This window comes from Mixta hanseatica (genome assembly GCF_023517775.1).
Lineage (GTDB): Bacteria > Pseudomonadota > Gammaproteobacteria > Enterobacterales > Enterobacteriaceae > Mixta > Mixta hanseatica.
Genome location: NZ_CP082904.1, coordinates 2,661,530 through 2,679,953 on the forward strand (window position 1 = coordinate 2,661,530; position 18,424 = coordinate 2,679,953).

General features: G+C 55.4%; 13 protein-coding genes and 1 pseudogene. 3 read left to right on the forward strand and 11 right to left on the reverse strand.

The genetic code is table 11. The annotated features are described in order from the left end of the window. Positions 1-36: 36 nt before the first annotated feature. The 4 genes from K6958_RS12845 to K6958_RS12860 are packed head-to-tail and all read right to left on the reverse strand — an operon-like array spanning position 37 to position 4,645. On the reverse strand, positions 37-1,200 hold the full coding sequence (locus K6958_RS12845; RefSeq protein WP_249891466.1) for a glycoside hydrolase family 53 protein: 1,164 nt from the start codon (positions 1,198-1,200) through the stop codon (positions 37-39). Positions 1,201-1,202: 2 nt separating this feature from the next. Further along, positions 1,203-2,051, reverse strand: coding sequence for a sugar ABC transporter permease (locus K6958_RS12850; protein WP_434085163.1), 849 nt, complete (start codon positions 2,049-2,051; stop codon positions 1,203-1,205). Between the two features lie 9 nt (positions 2,052-2,060). Then, positions 2,061-3,368, reverse strand: coding sequence for a carbohydrate ABC transporter permease (locus K6958_RS12855; protein ID WP_249891467.1), 1,308 nt, complete (start codon positions 3,366-3,368; stop codon positions 2,061-2,063). Between the two features lie 47 nt (positions 3,369-3,415). Beyond that, positions 3,416-4,645 (reverse strand): extracellular solute-binding protein, encoded by a 1,230-nt coding sequence (locus tag K6958_RS12860; RefSeq protein ID WP_249891468.1) that lies wholly within the window; start codon positions 4,643-4,645, stop codon positions 3,416-3,418. A 330-nt stretch (positions 4,646-4,975) separates the two neighbouring features. Here K6958_RS12860 and K6958_RS12865 point away from each other — a divergent pair, with 330 nt between their 5' ends. Further along, the gene (locus K6958_RS12865; RefSeq protein ID WP_249891469.1) at positions 4,976-6,088 is read left to right on the forward strand and encodes an ABC transporter ATP-binding protein; all 1,113 of its coding nucleotides are present in this window, start codon (positions 4,976-4,978) and stop codon (positions 6,086-6,088) included. Here the strand turns inward: K6958_RS12865 and phnH are convergent, their stop codons facing one another. After that, the gene (gene phnH, locus K6958_RS12870; protein WP_249891470.1) at positions 6,089-6,640 is read right to left on the reverse strand and encodes a phosphonate C-P lyase system protein PhnH; all 552 of its coding nucleotides are present in this window, start codon (positions 6,638-6,640) and stop codon (positions 6,089-6,091) included. A gap of 439 nt (positions 6,641-7,079) precedes the next feature. Here phnH and K6958_RS12875 point away from each other — a divergent pair, with 439 nt between their 5' ends. Further along, on the forward strand, positions 7,080-9,260 hold the full coding sequence (locus tag K6958_RS12875; protein WP_249891471.1) for a putative bifunctional diguanylate cyclase/phosphodiesterase: 2,181 nt from the start codon (positions 7,080-7,082) through the stop codon (positions 9,258-9,260). A gap of 75 nt (positions 9,261-9,335) precedes the next feature. On the opposite strand, the pseudogene K6958_RS12880 reads toward K6958_RS12875, so the two are convergent. The 4 genes and pseudogenes from K6958_RS12880 to nac form a co-directional block, all read right to left on the reverse strand. Beyond that, positions 9,336-10,171 (reverse strand): annotated as a pseudogene (locus K6958_RS12880) (oxidoreductase). 79 nt (positions 10,172-10,250) lie between these two features. After that, positions 10,251-12,047 carry a thiamine pyrophosphate-requiring protein gene (locus K6958_RS12885; RefSeq protein ID WP_249891472.1) on the reverse strand — a complete coding sequence of 599 codons (1,797 nt, stop codon included), beginning with the start codon at positions 12,045-12,047 and terminating at the stop codon, positions 10,251-10,253. A gap of 165 nt (positions 12,048-12,212) precedes the next feature. Continuing rightward, positions 12,213-13,169, reverse strand: coding sequence for an HTH-type transcriptional regulator Cbl (gene cbl / locus K6958_RS12890; RefSeq protein ID WP_249891473.1), 957 nt, complete (start codon positions 13,167-13,169; stop codon positions 12,213-12,215). A gap of 151 nt (positions 13,170-13,320) precedes the next feature. Then, positions 13,321-14,238, reverse strand: a complete 918-nt coding sequence (gene nac / locus K6958_RS12895) for a nitrogen assimilation transcriptional regulator NAC (protein WP_249891474.1) — start codon at positions 14,236-14,238, stop codon at positions 13,321-13,323. A gap of 566 nt (positions 14,239-14,804) precedes the next feature. Between nac and K6958_RS12900 the strand changes: the two genes are divergently transcribed. Then, complete coding sequence (locus K6958_RS12900; RefSeq protein WP_249891475.1) at positions 14,805-16,118, forward strand: CitMHS family transporter; 1,314 nt, start codon at positions 14,805-14,807, stop codon at positions 16,116-16,118. Between the two features lie 150 nt (positions 16,119-16,268). Here K6958_RS12900 and K6958_RS12905 read toward each other — a convergent pair whose 3' ends face one another. Then, positions 16,269-17,171, reverse strand: a complete 903-nt coding sequence (locus tag K6958_RS12905) for an Rpn family recombination-promoting nuclease/putative transposase (protein ID WP_249894681.1) — start codon at positions 17,169-17,171, stop codon at positions 16,269-16,271. A 222-nt stretch (positions 17,172-17,393) separates the two neighbouring features. Beyond that, positions 17,394-18,413 carry an ABC transporter permease gene (locus K6958_RS12910; protein ID WP_434085216.1) on the reverse strand — a complete coding sequence of 340 codons (1,020 nt, stop codon included), beginning with the start codon at positions 18,411-18,413 and terminating at the stop codon, positions 17,394-17,396. Between the last annotated feature and the right edge of the window lie 11 nt (positions 18,414-18,424).

Consider the following 18,424-nt stretch of genomic DNA (forward strand, 5'->3'; position numbering starts at 1 on the left):
TTCCTTAAACGTGAGGGTTAATCGAGTCGGTGCGCATTAGCGGAAAACGTGAATCGAGGGCAGCACCCTGCCCTGACAGTCAAACAGCGCCTGGTTTTCACGCGCGTTGCCCTGTTTCCATTCGTCGTGGATATATTTCATGCCGACCGGCGTGGCCCAGGTGTTGCCCGGCGCGACGATCCAGGTAGGTTCCCAGTAAAACACTCCCTTGCCGCGCCCGTCGGGCACCGCACGCACCGCACCCAGCAGATCGCGTAGGTATGCCGCCTGGCCCTGCGGGCTGGCCGGGTAGCCGCCATCCTGCAGCTCTTTCTGCTGGAAGCTGTTTTCCGCCGCGTCGCAGTTATCCAGCGTCCAGGCGTAGGCCGCTTCCACAACGATGACATCTTTGTGATAGCGCTGGCTGATATCGTCCATATTGGCCTTCAGCGCAGAGATCGGGCCATCCCACCAGGTGTACATCGACAGGCCGATCAGATCGAAGGGCACTCCGCGGCGCGTGATCTCATCGAACCACCAGCGGAAGTCGTCGTTTTTGGTGCCTTTAGCCAGATGCAGCATGATCTTCACCTCATCAGGCCGCGCCAGCGTTTCACGCAGCCCGCTGATGGCCGCCTTCAACAGCGTCGCCAGTCGGTCGAACTCGCCGCCGCCTTCGCCCCAGCTTTTGCCTTCCGGCCAGAGAATGCCGCTGTTGATCTCATTGCCGATCTGTACCATATCCGGCGTGACGCCTGCCGCCTTAAAAGCCTGCATGGTGTCGCGCGTATAATCGTGCAGACGGGTTTGCAGCTGCGTGAAGCTAAGGCCCTGCCAGCTTTTCGGCTTGTACTGTTTACCAGGATCGGTCCAGAAATCGCTGTAGTGAAAATCCAGCAGCAGTTGCATCCCCTGCGCTTTTGCGCGCTTCGCCAGGGCCAGCGTGGTGGCGAGATCGTTGGTGCCGCCGCCGTAGGGCTTACCGGCGCTGTCATAAGGATCGACCCACAGGCGCAGGCGCACAGCGTTAAAGCCGTTGGCCCGCAGGATGGCGATCGCATCCTGCGACTGGTGCGCCTCATTGTAAAATTTGCCGCCCTGACGCTCGACTTCCGCCAGGGTGGAAATATCCGCGCCTTTGATAAAATTATCGGCGGCCCGGGCGAGCGGCGCCGTCGCCCAGGCCAGCGCCAGGGCGATCAACAGGGGTTTGATGGTCATAGTTATCCCTTAGTACTGCCTGAGGTCAGGCCGGAAACGAAATATTTCTGCAGCGCGAGATAAAGCACAGCGACCGGCAGCGCGATCAGTACCGCACCGGCGGCATACGTGGTGTAGCTGGCGCCCATTTTCTGCGCCACCAGGTTATAGAGCCCGATCGGCAACGTGTACTGATCCGGCGAGCGCAAAATGGTGCTGGAAAGAATGAAATCGCCCAGCGGCCCGGTAAATGAGAACAGCGCCACCACGGCCAGAATCGGCTTTGAAAGCGGCATAATGATCTCAATGAAGATGCGGAAATTGCCGGCGCCATCCATCCGCGCCGATTCATCCAGATCTTTCGGGATCGCATCCAGGTAACCTTTCATCAGCCAGGTGTTCATCGGGATCATGCCGCCGACATAAATCAATACCAACGCCAGATGGCTGTTGATCAGTCCTAACAGCTGTGAGAGCACAAAGATGGCGATCAATGCGGAAAACTGCGGCACCATTTGCAGCAGCAGGAACAGCATCAGTCCGTTCTGCCGCCCTTTAAAGCGAAAGCGCGAAAAGGCGTAGGCGGTACAGCTAACGCTGATAATGGTCAGCACCATGGTAAGGAAACTGATTTTCATCGAATTCCAGTACCAGGTGAGATAAGGCACCGTCCCGTTAAACAGATCGGCGTAGTGCTGAAAAGAGACGTTTTCCGGGATAATGGCGCTGCTCAGCAAGCTGTTGCCCGCGTTCAGCGAGGCGCCCAGCGTCCAGACCAGCGGATAGATAATAATGGTCGCCACCAGCAGCACAACCAGCCAGCTTAGCGACAGGCGCAGCCATTTTTCCCGTTTAATGCTTCGATTTGCCATGATTGTCCCTTATGCCATCTCATCCTGTTTAAAAGAGCGGGTTGCGCGGAACTGCCACAGCGCCAGCCCAACCACAAACAGCGAAAGCAGGATGGTAATGGTGGCGGCGATAGCGTACTGCGATGAGGACATAGTCAGCTTATAAATCCATGACACCAGAATATCGGTGCCGCCCGCGTTCGATCCCGCTACCGCCGGGCCGCCATTGTTAAACAGATAGATGATGTTGAAATTGTTAAAGTTGAAGGTGTATTGCGTGATGATGATCGGCGCGATGGCGTACAGCACCAGCGGCAGCGTAATGGTGCGCAGTCGGGTGAAGGGACTGGCGCCATCCATAATCGCCGCCTCGTAAAGATCGTCCGGGATCGCCTGCAGCACGCCGGTGGTCATGGCGAAGACAAACGGAAAACCGAGCCAGGTCTGCATCAGGATCAGCGCGGTTTTGCTCCAGAAGGGATCGGTCATCCAGGCTTTCGGCGCGATGCCGAAAAAGTCGAGAATAGCGTTATTGATCACGCCAAACGAGTCGTTGAACATGCCGGCGAACACCAGAATGGTGACAAAGCCCGGCACCGCCCACGGCAGAATAAAAACGGTGCGGATAAGCGGCTTAAAGCGCAGATCTTTCTGGTTAACCAGAATCGCCAACATCACGCCTACGGTGCACTGCAAAGTGGTCGCCAGCAGCGTCCAGACCACTGTCCATTGCAGTACGTCGAAAAAGGTCGAACGCCAGATAGAGAGAGTGAAAATATTAATGAAGTTCTTGAAGCCGACCCAGGAGACCAGCTTCGCCGGCGGCGTATGGTAGAGGTTATAGTTGGTGAAGGCGATGGCGAAGCCAAACAGAATCGGAAACACCACCACAAACACCAGCAGAATAAAGTCCGGGGTGATCAACAAATAGGGAAAGCCGTCGCGCAGCAGTAGCTGATACTGCTGGCGCAGGCCGTGCAGTTGCTGCCCTTCATCGCGCTTTTTGCCGTTAACCCAGGCGTCGCGTAGCGAAATGCCCCAAAGCGTGACGCCGAAGGCGATCACCAACAGGCTAATGATCCCCTCCGCCAGCAAAAAGATGGAGTTATCGCGCGGCACCTCTTCGCCCAGGGTAAACAGCCCCCACAGGCCATGCTGCAGAAAATCATGGAAGACGCCGATAAAACTGCAGAGCAGCAGCAGAAAGCAGAGCCCTTTAGCCCACTGCCGATGATAAAACTGTCCGAACCCCGGCAGCAGCGCCAGCAGCAGCGCGGTCAGCGCATGACGCCGCGTTCGCTTGCCCAACGCCAGATTTTCACTGGATGAAATCATCACAACCTGTCCCTCGTGCCAACGGGAGGCGCGCCTCCCGATTTGAATGGTTACTGATTACTGGCCTGCATCGCTTCTATCTGCATGGTGATCTGCTTTTCCGCATTATCCAGCGCCGCTTTCGGCGTCTGCTTACCGGAGGCGCTCAGCTCCAGCGCGGCATTGGCCGGCCCCCAGACCTCCTGCATTTCCGGTACGCCCGGCATCGGTACGGCTCGTGCCGACTGCACCGCCACCGCGTTGGCTTTTTCATCATCTTTAATCAGCGGATCGTTCATCAGCGCGACGATCGGCGGGATCTCTTGCGTTTGCTGGAAGCGTGTTTTGGCGTAGCGCGGCTGGTTAATAAACTCGATAAACTGCTGGGCCAGCGCCTTATCCTTACTCCAGGTCGACACCACATAGCCCTTCACGCCAAGGAAAGAGCTCATCGGCTTGCCATTCGGCAGCGTGGGCAGCGGCGCGACGCCGTAATTAATCCCGGCGGCCTGATAAGGTTGGAAGGCCCAGGGACCGTTGATCACCGCCGCCGCTTTCTTCTCGGTAAACAGCGAGTCGATGGCGTTGAGTCCGTTGTCGCCAAGAATGCCCGTCGGCAGCAGACCGTCACGCCAGAATTTTTGCAGGTAGCTCACCGCCTCGATGCTACCGGGGGTGTTAATGCCGACATCCTGAGTATTCAGGCTGCCCTGCGCATCTTTATTAAAGATGTAGCCGCCCATCGGCCCGATCACGCCCCAGCTGTAATAGAGCTGATCGAACTTAGCCAGCAGGCCGTACTGCTGCTGCTCGCGCTGCTGGCGTGAGAAGCTGTACCACTCATCCAGCGTTTGCGGCGGCGTGGCGACTAAATCGCGGTTATAAATCAGCACCAGACTTTCTACCGCCTTCGGCACGCCGTACAGCTGACCATCGAGGGTAAAGGCGGCGATCGCCGATGAAGTAAAGGCGGCCTGTTTTTCCGCCGTTAGCGGCAGCGGCGCCAGCAGCCCCTGCACTACCGCGCTACCAAGCTGATCGTTCGGGATCACCAATACATCCGGGCCGATGCCTGCCGGGCCATCAAGACGCAGCTTTTCAATCTGCTGGGCGAAAGGCAGCTCCTGCACTTTCACTTCCACCTGATACTGTTTCTGGAAATCGACGATAGCGGTTTTAATACCCGACGACTTTTTAATATCTTCCCAAACCGTAATCTGTTGTGCCGCAGACCAGGCGCTGTAGCTCTGCATTAGCGCCAGCGCAGAGACAACCAGCGTAGCAAGGTGCTTTTTCTTCATTGGTAACCTCATGTGAAGGTATTACATTATTGGTTTTTATCAGCCATCGATATTGCTGATTCAACGAACATGGGCTGCTGATTACGCTGCCTGTAGAGCAGAGGAAGCCGTTATCCGTAGATGTTATACGCTACGCTTAAGCCACGACCAACTCTAGCTTCGGCGCGCTAATCTGTGATCTTTCTTACAAAATTGAAAAACGCTGATAGGGCATGGTCTGCGCCAACGTTATAGTCATTACACGGCTTACTGAATTCACCGGCTCTTTTCTCTTTTTTGTTATACGTAGTACAAAAAAGAGCAGAGCCGCCCTTTAGCGATGAGGATCGTATGTCCAGCATCAGACTGAGAAATGTGGCGAAGCGCTTCGGCAAGACCGAAACGTTAAAAAATATTCATCTGGATATTGAAGACGGCGAGTTTGCGGTTTTTGTCGGCCCTTCCGGCTGCGGCAAATCAACGCTGCTGCGCCTGATTGCCGGACTGGAGGAGATCAGCGACGGCGAGATCCTGATCGGCGATGAGGTGATGAATGACGTCGCGCCCGCTCACCGCGGCGTCGCGATGGTGTTTCAGTCTTACGCGCTTTATCCACATATGACGGTGGCGGAAAATATGGGCTACGGTCTGAAGGTCAACGGCGTGCCGAAAGAACGCATCCGCCATCAGGTGGAGATGGTGTCGAAAACCCTGCAGCTTTCCCATCTGCTCGACAGAAAGCCAAAGCAGTTGTCGGGCGGCCAGCGTCAACGCGTAGCCATTGGCCGGGCGATCGTACGTAATCCGCAGGTGTTTATGTTTGATGAGCCGCTTTCCAACCTGGATGCTGAGCTGCGTGTGGATATGCGCCTGCATATTGCCCGGCTGCATCAGGAGCTGAAAACCACCATGGTTTATGTTACGCACGATCAGGTCGAGGCGATGACGTTGGCAGATAAAATTGTGGTGATGAATTACGGTAAGGTGGAACAGGCGGGCTCGCCGATGGCGCTCTATTACAACCCGGTGAACCGCTTTGTAGCCGGTTTTATCGGCTCACCGAAAATGAACTTTCTGCCAGCGACGGTAGTAAGCTGCGATACGCAACAGCTACTGGTCAATATTGCGGGAAGCGCATGCCGCTTAGCGCTGCCCGCGCCAACGCAGGCGGTGGCGCCAGGCGATGGCGTCACGCTGGGCATTCGACCGGAGCATTTGCAGGTTAACAGCGATGCGCCGCTGCGCGTTGATTTTCACTGTGAGGTGGTGGAGCGGCTGGGAAATAATACCTGCCTGTTCGGGCAGTGTTACGGTCACGATGGTTTCAAAACGCTACTGCCGGGCGATGTGCATTTCCGCCCCTGGCAGCACCTGAGTCTGGCTTTTGCTGCCCGACACTGCATGGTATTTAACCGTGACGGTCTGCGCATCAGCGCAGAGACGCCGATGCCGGATCATCAATAATCAGCAAACGCCGACCTGCGCGCTACGCGGCAGCACCATCAGCATATCGCCGCAGGTCAGCATCAAGTTAATGCCCTGCCCGTTGAGCGGCCAATCACGTAAAAATTCAATTACCTTTGACGGCAGCTGCGGCGCGACGGCCCGGCGTTCCTGAATGCCCGGGCCACGCAGGCGCAGCGTCAGGCCGCCGTTCAGCGCCGGCACTTCCAGAATTACCGTGGCGCCCACCGTCGCGATAGCGTGCAGATCAGGGTTACTGTCGCTGTGCAGCAATAGCAGGCCCGCAGGCTGTTGATGGCTGAGCGGCGCGCTGCCTGCCTGACGCAAGCACTCGCGCAGCGCAGGCGTATCCAGTTGTTCATCCAGCCACAGCGGGGTATCCGCTTCGCTCAGGGTCATCAGCAGCGCGGTAGCCGCCGGCGAAAGGCCAGCCCAGCGTTGGGCGCAGGGCAACATGACGGTCACACCCGCTTCGTTCATCGCTTTTAAAATTCTGCGCAGCACGTGCTGCGTCTCGACTACAGGGCGGTTTAAGCTCGCCAGTAAACTCATATTTTTTCTCCGTTATTTATCGCCAGATGTTAAAGCGTTAAGTTCGCTGGTGGGGTTGCGGCGCTGCCCCGGCAATAGTGGTAAAGCAGACAGGCGCTTATTGAGGATAGTTAACAGAACGTATCAGCACCAGCCCACCGATATCAGCACGGCGCTACGGTCGCGCGCGCTTCGCTCTGCCGCCGTGAATGAAATACAGCCTGATGATCACTGTGCCCTGGTCAGATGACAGTTGAGTTACGCGGCGGTGGCAGCGCAATGAATTTGCCTTAAGTACAGAACTGAAGGCTTAAAAAATTAGCAAACCTAATGAAACATGACCGCCCTCACAATTTTAGCTCAGCGGGTAATATGCCCCGCTACGCCAGGAGCGACAGGGAGCAAATTCTTTTTTATCTGTCACAATTAACTAACAGAGAGTGGCAGGATGAGTGAGCGAATGTTTAATAAAGATCAACTCCCGGACAGTTTTCGACGCGAATTTATTCGGGAAGTTATGGTTCCTTTAGCGGCGGTATTGCTCATTACCTGGTGTGCGGCCAGCTTCAGTCTGGTATGGACAGCAAAACATAATAATAGCGAGGCGGTCGTCCAGCAGGAGAACATTATTAAAACCGCCTTTTCCCAAAGTATGAGCGAGCATTTACGCCAGCTGCATAGCCTGACTAACTGGCCGCCTTTCGGGCAGTATTTACAGCAGCCCAACGTCGACCCGCGCTGGCTGGATGATAATGTTGGCCGCTGGCTGTTTGAGATGTTTGGCCATCAGGATATTTTTATTCTCGATCCGGCGGGCCAGATAATGATTAGCTGGCAGAAGGGCCAGCGCATTGATAACCAACACTGGTCTTCGTTTGAAGAGGCGCTGGCTCCCTGGCTGCTGCGTCAGGATCGTTCGCACGGCGGCCGCGGCGTCCAGGATACGGTGGACTATGCCCGTATTAACGGACGTGCAGCACTGGTGGCCTACAGCGATATTGGCCCGGCGAAGATCGATAGCGGCTTCAGGCTGGTCGGCGTTAAATATCTTGACGATGGCTTTCTTAATGCGCTGGCCCAGCGCAGTCTGATTAACGGTTTACACTATATCGGCGATGACCCTGCGCCTGCGGGTCAGGTGCGCTTTCAGCTTATGTCGCGCCTCGGTTTTTCCGCCGGCTATTTTGCCTGGCGTCCGGAACAGCCGGGCAGCCAAATGATAAAGACGCTGATACCGCTGGTCGGCGCGGTGCTGTTGGTAACTACGCTGGTTTGTATTGTGATGATGTATCGCCTGTGGCGGCTGCGGCTGCGGCTGGCGCAATCGATGCTGCGGCTGGGCGCCAGCGAAGCCCAGGCGCAGCATCTGGCGTTTCATGATGTGCTTACCGGGCTGCCCAATCGGGCGTTAATCGATGAACGTCTGACGCTGGCGCGTGCCGCGCGCAATCGCAATCAGGCGGCGCTGCTGTTGCTTGACCTCGATCGCTTTAAAAATATCAACGATACCTATGGGCATCATGCCGGCGACGACTTAATTATTGAAGTTTCTCACCGGCTAACCACCCTGCTACGCGATATAGATACCGTTGGACGCATCGGCGGCGATGAGTTCGTGATTGTGCTGGAAGATATTCAGGATCTCAGCAAAGTCGATACGCTGTGTCAGGGAATTATTGATGCGCTGGCGGAGCCCTATACGCTGCTTGGCAGTGAAGCCTGGATCGGCGTCAGTATCGGCGTCGCCATCGCGCCGCAGGATGGCATGGAGCGCCAGGAGTTGATGCGCAAGGCGGATATTGCCCTGTATGAAGCGAAAAACGAAGGACGGGCGCAGTATCGTCTTTTTGCGCGCGCAATGGATGAGTCGGTGCAAACGCGTCAGCAGATTGCTGCCGATCTGCGCCATGCGCTGCAGCAGAAACAGGGGCTGGAAGTCTGGTATCAACCATTAATGGACGTATCGGGCAAAGAAGTTTTAGGCTTTGAAGCGCTGCTGCGCTGGCACCATGCGCAGCGAGGTTTTATCGCCCCGTCAGAATTTATTCCAATTGCCGAAGAAACCGGGCTGATATTGCAGATTGGCGAATGGGTATTGCGTGAAGCTTGCCGGGTGTCGCTGCGCTGGCCAGCGCTGACGATTGCAATTAACGTGTCACCGCTGCAGTTTCGCGCCGTGGGTTTTGTGCAGCGCTTTAAGGAGATCGTGCAGATAGAAGGCGCCGATCCGCGCTGCCTCGAACTGGAGATTACCGAGGGGGTATTAATTGAAGATGAGCGTGAGGCGCGCGCCATCATCATCGCTCTACGTGAGGCCGGCTTCCGCATTGCGCTGGATGATTTTGGCACCGGCTACTCCAGCCTGAATTATTTAAGCACCTTCCCGGTGGATAAAATTAAGATCGACCGCTCGTTTACTCAATCGCTGGGCGTAGCGGAAAACTCTACGGCAATTGTGGAATCCGTGGTGCGGCTGGGCCATGCGATGGGTTTGACCGTTACCGCGGAAGGGGTGGAAACTGATGGACAGATGTCGGCGCTGGCTGAAGCGGGCTGTAACCAGCTACAGGGTTATCTGTTTAGCCAGGCTGTGCCCTCTGATCAAATCGCCCTGATGCTGGAAAAGCGTAAAGCGGGATAAGATCCCGCCTCTCCTCTGATGGCAGGCAAGCTAAATTGCGGGGCAAGCGCCCCGCTCTCCACTTAACCTGGCGCTTTACTGTGGAAAATCGGTGCCAAGCGTGGTTTCCTGCCATGCTTCAATTTCCGCCAGCCGTTCACGTAGTTTACTGGTCACCGCTTCGAAGCCAAAAGCGCCCATCACCAGATGGCGCGGCGGATGCGCATTTTCAGTAATGGCGATCATTGCCGCTGCGGATCGCCCGGCTGTTTGCCGCTGTAACCTGCGGTATTTTTCATTCGCGCCCCTGCGGTTTCGGCATACTCCTCGAGACGGTTCTCGGTCTGGTGGAGCGAACGACCGGCCCAGTCGGTACGGAACGGGCCAGGCTCAACGCAGGTGACTTTAATGCCCAGCGGCGCACCTTCGACGGCCAGCGCATCGGACCAGCCTTCTACCGCATGTTTGCTGGCGGCATAGTAGCCGGATCCCGGGAAACCAATCAGGCCCGCAACCGAGGTAATATTGATAATGTGCCCGCGTCGCGCCTTGCGCATCGCTGGCAGCACCGCGCGCGTCATCGCGAACAGGCCAAACACGTTGGCATCAAACTGCGCGCGAATCTCCGCTTCAACCCCTTCTTCCACCGATGACTGATAACCATAGCCGGCATTATTGACCAGCACATCGATGGTGCCGAACTTCGCCAGCGCAGCCTTAACCGCGCCATCAATACTGTCGTTGTTAGTGACATCAAGTGCCAGCGCCAGCGTCTGGTGTTCTTTGCCCGGCACCAGATCCGCGACTTTTTGCACATCACGGGCGGTGACCACTACGTTAAAACCCCGCTCAATGGCCTGTTTAGCCAGTTCGCGACCAAAACCGGTAGAACAGCCGGTTATCAACCATACCGGGCGCGTTTCTGTCGTCATGTTGTTTTCCTTATATTTTCAGGCTTTTCCAAATAGAGACATTGTGCTATTTCCGGAAAAACCCTGCCACACACTCAGGTTATTTCTTTTTGGACGGTAATACTTCATTCAACAGCTGGCTGGCGGTATCGCCAATCACCTGGGCGGCGCCGCGATCGCCTTTCAGCATGGAAGTCATAAAAGATTTCGCCTGCTTAAAGGTGATATGCGGCGGCAGCGGCGCGACTTCCGGATCGGTCTTCACTTCCAGCACTACCGGACGGTCGCTGCTAAGCGCTTCCTGCCAGGCGGCGCTGAGCTTCTCCGGATCGTCAACAAAAATGCCCTTCAGGCCGAGCATCTCGGCAAAAGCGGCATAATGGACGTTAGGAATATCCTGACTGGCTTCAAAACGCGGATTGCCTTCCATCACGCGCTGCTCCCAGGTGACCTGATTCAGGTCCTGGTTATTAAACACGCAGACAATCAGCCGACCATCGCCCCAGCCTTGCCAGTATTTCTGAATGGTAATCAGCTCCGCCATGTTATTCATTTGCATCGCGCCATCGCCCACCAGCGCCACGACCGGCTTATGCGGGAACGCGAACTTAGCGGCAATGGCATACGGCACCGCCGCGCCCATACAGGCCAGGCCGCCGGAGAGCGAAGCGCGCTGCCCCTGTTTCACCCGATAATCGCGCGCAAACCAGTTGGCACAGGAGCCGGAATCGGAGGTTACAATGGCATCTTCCGGCAGCAGTGGCGACATTTCCCATACCACGCGCTGCGGGTTAACCGGCTTCGCCGGGGCCATCGCTCTCTCTTCCATTATCTGCCACCATTCCTGAACCTGGCGCGCAATCCCTTCCTGCCAGCTGCGATCGTCTTTATGTTTTAACAGCGGCAGCAGCGCACGTAGCGTTTCCGCCGCGTCGCCATGCAGATGTACCTCACAGGGATAACGCAGGCCGAGCATTGACGGGTCGATATCGATTTGAACCGCTCGCGCCTTGCCCTCTTCCGGCAGAAACTCCGTCCATGGGAAGCCGCTGCCGATCATCAACAGCGTGTCGCAGTTATTCATCATTTCCGAAGAGGGTTTGGTGCCCAACAGGCCAATAGAACCGGTGACAAACGGCGCATCGTCCGGCAGCACATCTTTACCCAGCAGCGCCTTCGCCACGCCCGCGCCCAACAGATTCGCCGCCTGCACCACTTCAACCGCCGCGCCGCGCGCGCCCGATCCAATCAGGATGGCCACTTTTTTACCGGCGTTAAGCACCTCGGCGGCACGCTGGAGATCCTCATCGTAAGGCACCACTTTCGGCCGCTGATAGCCCGGACCGGAATGGGTGAAACCGTGGGCATGCTGCGGCGCCTGCCAGGGTTCGTCCTGCAAATCTTTCGGCAAAATCAGCACCGCTACGCCGTTTTGCGCTTTCGCGATGCGTACGCCGCGATCGACCAGGTGGCGGACCTGCGCCGGGGCTGCGGCTTCCTGCACAAAATTAGCGACGTCAGAAAAGACGCGATCGAGATTCAGCTCCTGCTGATAGTTAGCGCCGCGGGAGGTGGTTTCCGCCTGACCTGAAATGGCCAGCACCGGCGCGTGATCCATTTTGGCATCATACAGGCCGGTCAGCAGATGGGTGGCACCGGGGCCACCGGTAGAGAGGCACACGCCCAGCTCGCCGGTAAATTTGGCATGGCCTGCGGCCATAAATGCCGCCATCTCTTCATGGCGTACCTGAATAAACTCAATACCGGCGCCCGCTTTATTCGCTCGCTGGATTGCGCCCAGCACCCCATTGATGCCGTCGCCTGGGTAGCCGTAAATCCGCGTCACGCCCCACGCTTTCAGGCGCTCTACAAAAAAATCGCTGGTCTTCATTGCCATCGTCTGTCTCTCCCTCGCAAATTACACAGACTTTAAGCATAGCTGACCTGTTCAGAACACAACCGTCACGATTAGTCCATCGCCTGACCCATCAGGCTCCAGGCGGTCATGCCCTGCGGCCGCCAGTCGCTGCGCGAAATAATTGCAATGTGCGGGAGAGAGGGATTAAATTTGAAAATCGATCGCCATCTCTTCCTCCTGAACGCTTAGCGCCTGACGTTTGATCTCTTCCAGCGACAGGTTGGCGTTGCACAATTCAAGGAACTGCCAGACGTAATTACGCTGTAGCTGCCCGCGTTTCAGCGCCAGCCAGACGGTGCTGGCCTCAAACAGATGATGGGCATCCAGCCGCGTCAGGGAGGAATGCGTATCCAGCTGGCACGCCTGATCGGCAAGGATGCCCACCCCCAGCCCCAACTCTACATAGGTTTTCACCACGTCAGAGTCCTGAGCGCTGAGGATAATATCCGGTTTCAGCCCGGCGGCCTGAAAGGCGCGGTCGACGCGCGAGCGTCCGGTAATACCCTGCCGATAGGTAATCAGCGGATAGCGGCTGAGCGCCGCCAGCGAGAGCTGCGGCTCCTGCTCCAGCGCGTGCCCTTTCGGCACCAGCAGCGCATGATGCCAGCTAAACCACGGAAAAGCCGCCAGCGCCGCCTGGTTAACCAACTGCTCGCTGGCAATACCAATATCTGCCTCGCCGGCGGTAACCATTGCCACGATTTCCTGCGGCGAGCCTTGATTCAGCTCCAGACGCACCTGCGGCCAAAGGGCGCGAAAGGCTTTGATCACTTTTGGCAGGCTGTAACGCGCCTGAGTATGGGTGGTGGCAATAGTAAGTACGCCGCTGGTTTCATTGGTAAAGACATCAGCCAGCCGGCGCACCCGACTGGCTTCATCAAGGATACGCTCAGCGATGGTCAGTAGCGCTTTGCCCGGTTCGGTCATCCCCAATAGCCGCTTGCCCCGTCGGATAAAGATCTCTACGCCCAGCTCATCTTCTAAATCACGTATATGGCGACTGACGCCAGACTGAGAGGTAAAAAGCGTGTTCGCCACTTCCGTCAGGTTAAACTCACAGCGTGCGGCTTCACGAATAATTTTAAGCTGTTGAAAGTTCAAACCGTTTCTCCTTATCTGACGTCAATAAGCCTTTATGTTAAGCAGGCTTATCGATAGCTACAAATAATAAAAAACGGTTTATTATGCAATTATGTAATAAAAAACGAGCGAGCAGACATCATGAGTCAGCCTGCCCGAAGCACAAAGCGGCTTATCCCACCAGCATCAGCTCACGCTGTTCCTGCGCAGGTTTATTCAGCAAGGTCAGCAGAATATTTTTTACCGCCTGGGCGGAAGGCGACAGCGGCAAACGCGAAGATATATTCAGCGACAGCGGTAAATTCAGCGAAGGTGAGTTAATGCGTGCCATCCAGCCGTTGGTTGCGCTCACCAGCGCGCGCGCTGCCGATTCCGGCAGAACCGTGGCGCCCATACCACTGGAAACGGCTGCGGTTAAGGTCGCAAGTGATTCGATTTCGCCAATTATGCGCGCGCTGAGACGGCGCAAAGAAAAAGCTTCATCGACGCGCTTGCGCACCGCGCTGTAATCACGCGGCAAAAAGAGATTCATCTGCGCGACTTCGGCCAGATCGACCGTGGTTCCGGGCGCGTCGCTGGCGCCGACCAGATAAAGATCCTCTTTCATTAACGGCGTACTGGTAATGCCCGCCAGCGGCGTGCGGTCATACAGCACAGCCATATCAAGCTGACCGTTCATTACTTTTTCATTGAGAGATGACCCGCTGTTCTCATGCAGATAAACCAGTATTTCCGGATATTCTTCACGCACCGTTTGCAGCAGCGGCATGGTCAGCGATGAGGCGGCAGTGCCCGGCGCCAGGCCGATTGAAACCTGGCCGTTCAATGTTTGTCCGGCATTGATAACCGCCATTTGCGCCTGTTCACACTGGCGCAAAATAGTACGCGCGTGAGCATAAAGAATTTTCCCCGCCTCGGTCGGCGTTACGCCGCGTTTGGTACGGATCAGCAGCTGTTGGTCCAGCTCGTTTTCCAGCGTGGCCACCTGCTGACTTAGCGCTGGCTGTGCGATGTGCAGCACTTCCGCCGCCTGGGTCAGGCTGCCAATATCGACGATTTTTACGAAATATTTGAGTCGTCTTAAATTCATGTTGCCTCCGTCGGGGTTCCCGAATGTTATCACCAGCTCAGGCGCGCATTGCGGCTGTGTGTTAAGGATTGCAATATGCAGGCCAGCTTTTAGCGCCGCTAAAATCAAGCGCGGCTAACTCATGATAAAATAAGAGAATCCAATTACCCCGAAGGGGTTAACTCACCGCATCAGCAGTGCTTTCCCGCCAGGCTCTTGATGGGCTGCACTATAAAGGTGCAACCGTTGCGTATGCGCTGTGCAGGCGATAAGAGAAACTTCTCATTCCTGCCCGATCGGTTTTCTTCCGATCGCGGTCACAAAAATCTGCATTCGTACCGTTCGAAATATGAGCCGCATCACTGTTCATTCTTTCCCTGATGGCAAATGTAAAATCTATGTTATTACCTTAATCCACGAAAGAAGCCCAAAAACAGTAGGTTATATCAAATGAAACTATTACTTAGTTAACCTTTAGGCCTGCTATGTCAAAGATAAATAACGTGACGTCATATCCATAGCTTCTCACCACCAGAGATTAGCGGTAGTGCGCCTGCTGTCTCCTTAACCTTAAGAAGGAACGAATTTTGCTGACTGTGCTGGGTTTTTCGATGGTGATCTGCTTCATGTATCTGATCATGACCAGGCGGATGTCGGCGCTGATTGCGCTGATTATCGTCCCCACATTGTTCGCGCTGGTGGGCGGTTTCTGGCACGGGCTGGGCGAAATGATGCTGGATGGCGTCAAGACGCTGGCCCCTACCGGCGTCATGCTGACCTTTTCCATCCTCTATTTTGGGCTGATGATTGACGCCGGGCTGTTTGATCCGCTGGTGCGATTAATTTTAAAAATCGTGCGTGGCGATCCGTTAAAAGTCCTGGTGGGCACCGCCGTACTGACGCTGCTGGTTTCGCTGGATGGCGACAGCTCCACCACCTATATGATCGCGGTCGCCGCGTTTCTACCGCTCTATCATCGACTGGGGATGAATGTGCTGCCGATGCTCTGTTTAATTAACCTTGCCAGCGGCATTATGAACCTGTCGCCGTGGGGCGGCCCGACAGCCCGTGCGGCAGCGGCGCTGCGCATCGATGCGCTGGATATTTTTATTCCGATGATCCCGGCGATGCTGCTGGCCTGCTTTACCCTGGTTGGCATGGCGGTGCTGTTTGCCCTGCGTGAGCGCCGGCGACTGGGCATTATGACAATGGAAAATCATCATCTGGATAATATCAGCCTGGGATTGGGCGATGCGGAAGATTGCGAAGCCAACCGTCGCCCGAAGATGTTCTGGCCTAACTTTATTCTTACCACTGCGCTACTGGTGCTGTTGGTGGTCGGACTGATGCCGATTCATATTCTGTTTATGCTGGCGTTCGCCATCGGGGTAATGCTTAACTATCCCTCGCTGGAACAGCAAAAAGAGCGTATCGGCGCCCACGCCGCTAACGTGCTGGCAGTAACCGCGTTGATTTTTGCCGCCGGGGTATTTACCGGGATTTTATCCGGCACCGGCATGGTCGATGCGATGGCAAAAAGCCTGCTGGCGGTGATCCCCCACAGCTTTGGCCCTTATCTGGCGGTATTTACCGCGGTGGTCAGCCTGCCGTTTACTTTCTTTATGTCTAACGACGCGTTCTATTTCGGCATCCTGCCGGTGATCGCCCAGACTGCCGCAGGCTACGGCATTAGCGCCGAAGAGATCGCGCGCGCTTCGATTATCGGTCAGCCTTTCCATCTGCTTAGCCCGCTGGTGCCTTCGATTTATCTGCTGGTTGGCCTGGCGAAGGTAGATATCGGCGACCACCAGCGCTTTTCGATCAAGTGGGGCGTGGTAGTCAGTATGGCGCTGTTGGTGGGTGGCATTGTGTTTGGCGCATTTCCGCTCTGGCATCACTAAGCCTGGCCAGAATCATTGATCAGGCTTGCTAAATAGCCGTTAAAACAAGGCTAAGTCGCTGTGGCGGAATAAACCTGAAGAGCAGTTTGCCCGGCCGCGCCCCGATATTAAAGCGTGCTCCGGCCGGGCAATAAGAGAGTAAGTTAGCAATCAATGGCGAAGCTGGGCCAGATCGTCTTCGGTCAGACCGGTCGCTTTCAGCACCGACTCGCGGGGCATTCCCATTTCAAGCAGGCTGCGGGCGACTTCGAGTTTTCCCTCATTTCTGCCTTGCTGTCGGCCAAGCTGGATACCTTTCTCAATGCCTTTCTGTTCAAGCTGTTCGGCGATGGTCATAAGTGCGTCCCCGTGTTGTGGCACTCGCTGTGCCAGTTCGCGAACCAAAGCTTCGGAGTCTGCCGTCTCACCCGCCTGGATTAAATAGTGTATCAGCGCCATTACCTGTGATGAAGAAAGATAATCCGCCATCAGTAACGTGACCAAACGATCGGCCAGCGTTGCAATGTCACGCTGTTGAATATGCTTTTGCAACAGAGTTAATGCCGCCATGCTGCGGTGATTCATAATGTCATCATCAGGAATCACGGTAACATCAACCAGCGGAAAAGCGCCACTATAGAGACGTTCAGCGACTTCTGGATGATCAAATTCATCCAGCCAACGCATAGAATAGGGATATGGGCTACGTTTGCCGACATAAAAAAGCACCGGGATCACCAGCGGTAATTTTTTATGCCCCGCTTCGATATGGCGCTGCATCGCAGCCACGGCATAGCGTATCAGACGAAAGGCCATATGCCGATCCGGCGAAGATTGATGTTCGATCAACACATGAATATAGCCCGCCCCTTCGGAGGTTTTCAGACTATAAAGTATGTCGCTAAAATACTGGCGGAGATCAGGCTCAACAAAAGAGCCTGATTCCAGCTTTAGCGTACTGAGGTCGCAGATAGCGCGCAGCGCGGCTGGCAGGTGCAGTTCCATAAAGTCGCGCGCAATTTCAGGCTGCGACAAAAATTGACGGAATCTGCCTGAAAATAGCCAATGCTTCAGGGGGAACCCCCTGAAGCGAACAAAATATTTTGGTGGGATTATAATGAGGTAAACGTTTATTAGGTTAAAGGCCCCACTTATTCTTTCATTCAAATTAACAGCGGTTTCATTACGATTCTCGGGTTACCTCACAACCAGAACGTCTTAGCTTTATTGTTTACCGCTATAAATAATATCAGTCGCTGTAATTCGCTCTTTTATTCCCCTACTCCTGAAAGCCTATTATCTTTTCTTACGGTTACGGTGCATATCAATAGATACCGCCGCAACGATAATGATGCCCTTAATAATATCCTGCACATAGGCATCCACGCCAACGAAGGTAAATCCGCTTTTAATCAACCCAAGAATGACCGCGCCGATCAGCGTGCCGGTAATACGTCCAACGCCGCCCATCAGGCTGCTGCCGCCAATTACCGCCGCCGCGATAGCATCCAGCTCATAGGACATGCCCATGCTTGACTGCCCGGTACTGACGCGCGCCGCCAGCACCACGCCCGCCAGCCCGGCCAGACCGCCGGCAATGGTATACACGATCACCAGATATTTATTTACGTTAATGCCGGAAACGCGGGCCGAAGTCATATTGCCGCCGATGGCGTAAACGTATTTGCCGTAACGCGTATGCTTTAGCGCAATATGAAAAATGATCGCCACCACCAGAAAAATCACTACCGGCATTGCGCCCTGGCCAATAGCGGTAAACCCATCGGATAAAAAGCTAATCGGATTGCCCTGCGTGTAGTACTGCGCCAGACCACGGGCGGAAACCATCATGCCCAGCGTAGCGATAAACGGTGGGATACCGGTTCGGGTAATCAGCACGCCGTTTATCAACCCGCACAGCGTACCCACGCCGATCCCGGCAATAATGGGGACGACAGCGGGCAGATCCACCAATGAGGGGAACATCGGCGACAGGCTGTCAGACGTTTGCGCCAGGCTGGCCGCTACCACCGCCGTGAGCGCAATCAGCGAGCCGGAAGAGAGATCGATACCGGTGGTAATAATTACCTGTGTCACGCCAACGGCGATGATGCCGATAATCGCCACCTGCAGCACGATCAGTACCAAACGATTGCTATTCAGCAGAAAAGATTGATCGCGCACATACCAGCCTGCTATTTCAAAAATTAGCGCGATGCCCAGCATCACGATAAATATGCCGGTATCTTTCGGCAATTTGCCCTGCAGCTGGCTGAACAGCGGCGGACGCGATACTCGCGGTTGTTGGGTACTCATTTTCACGTTGC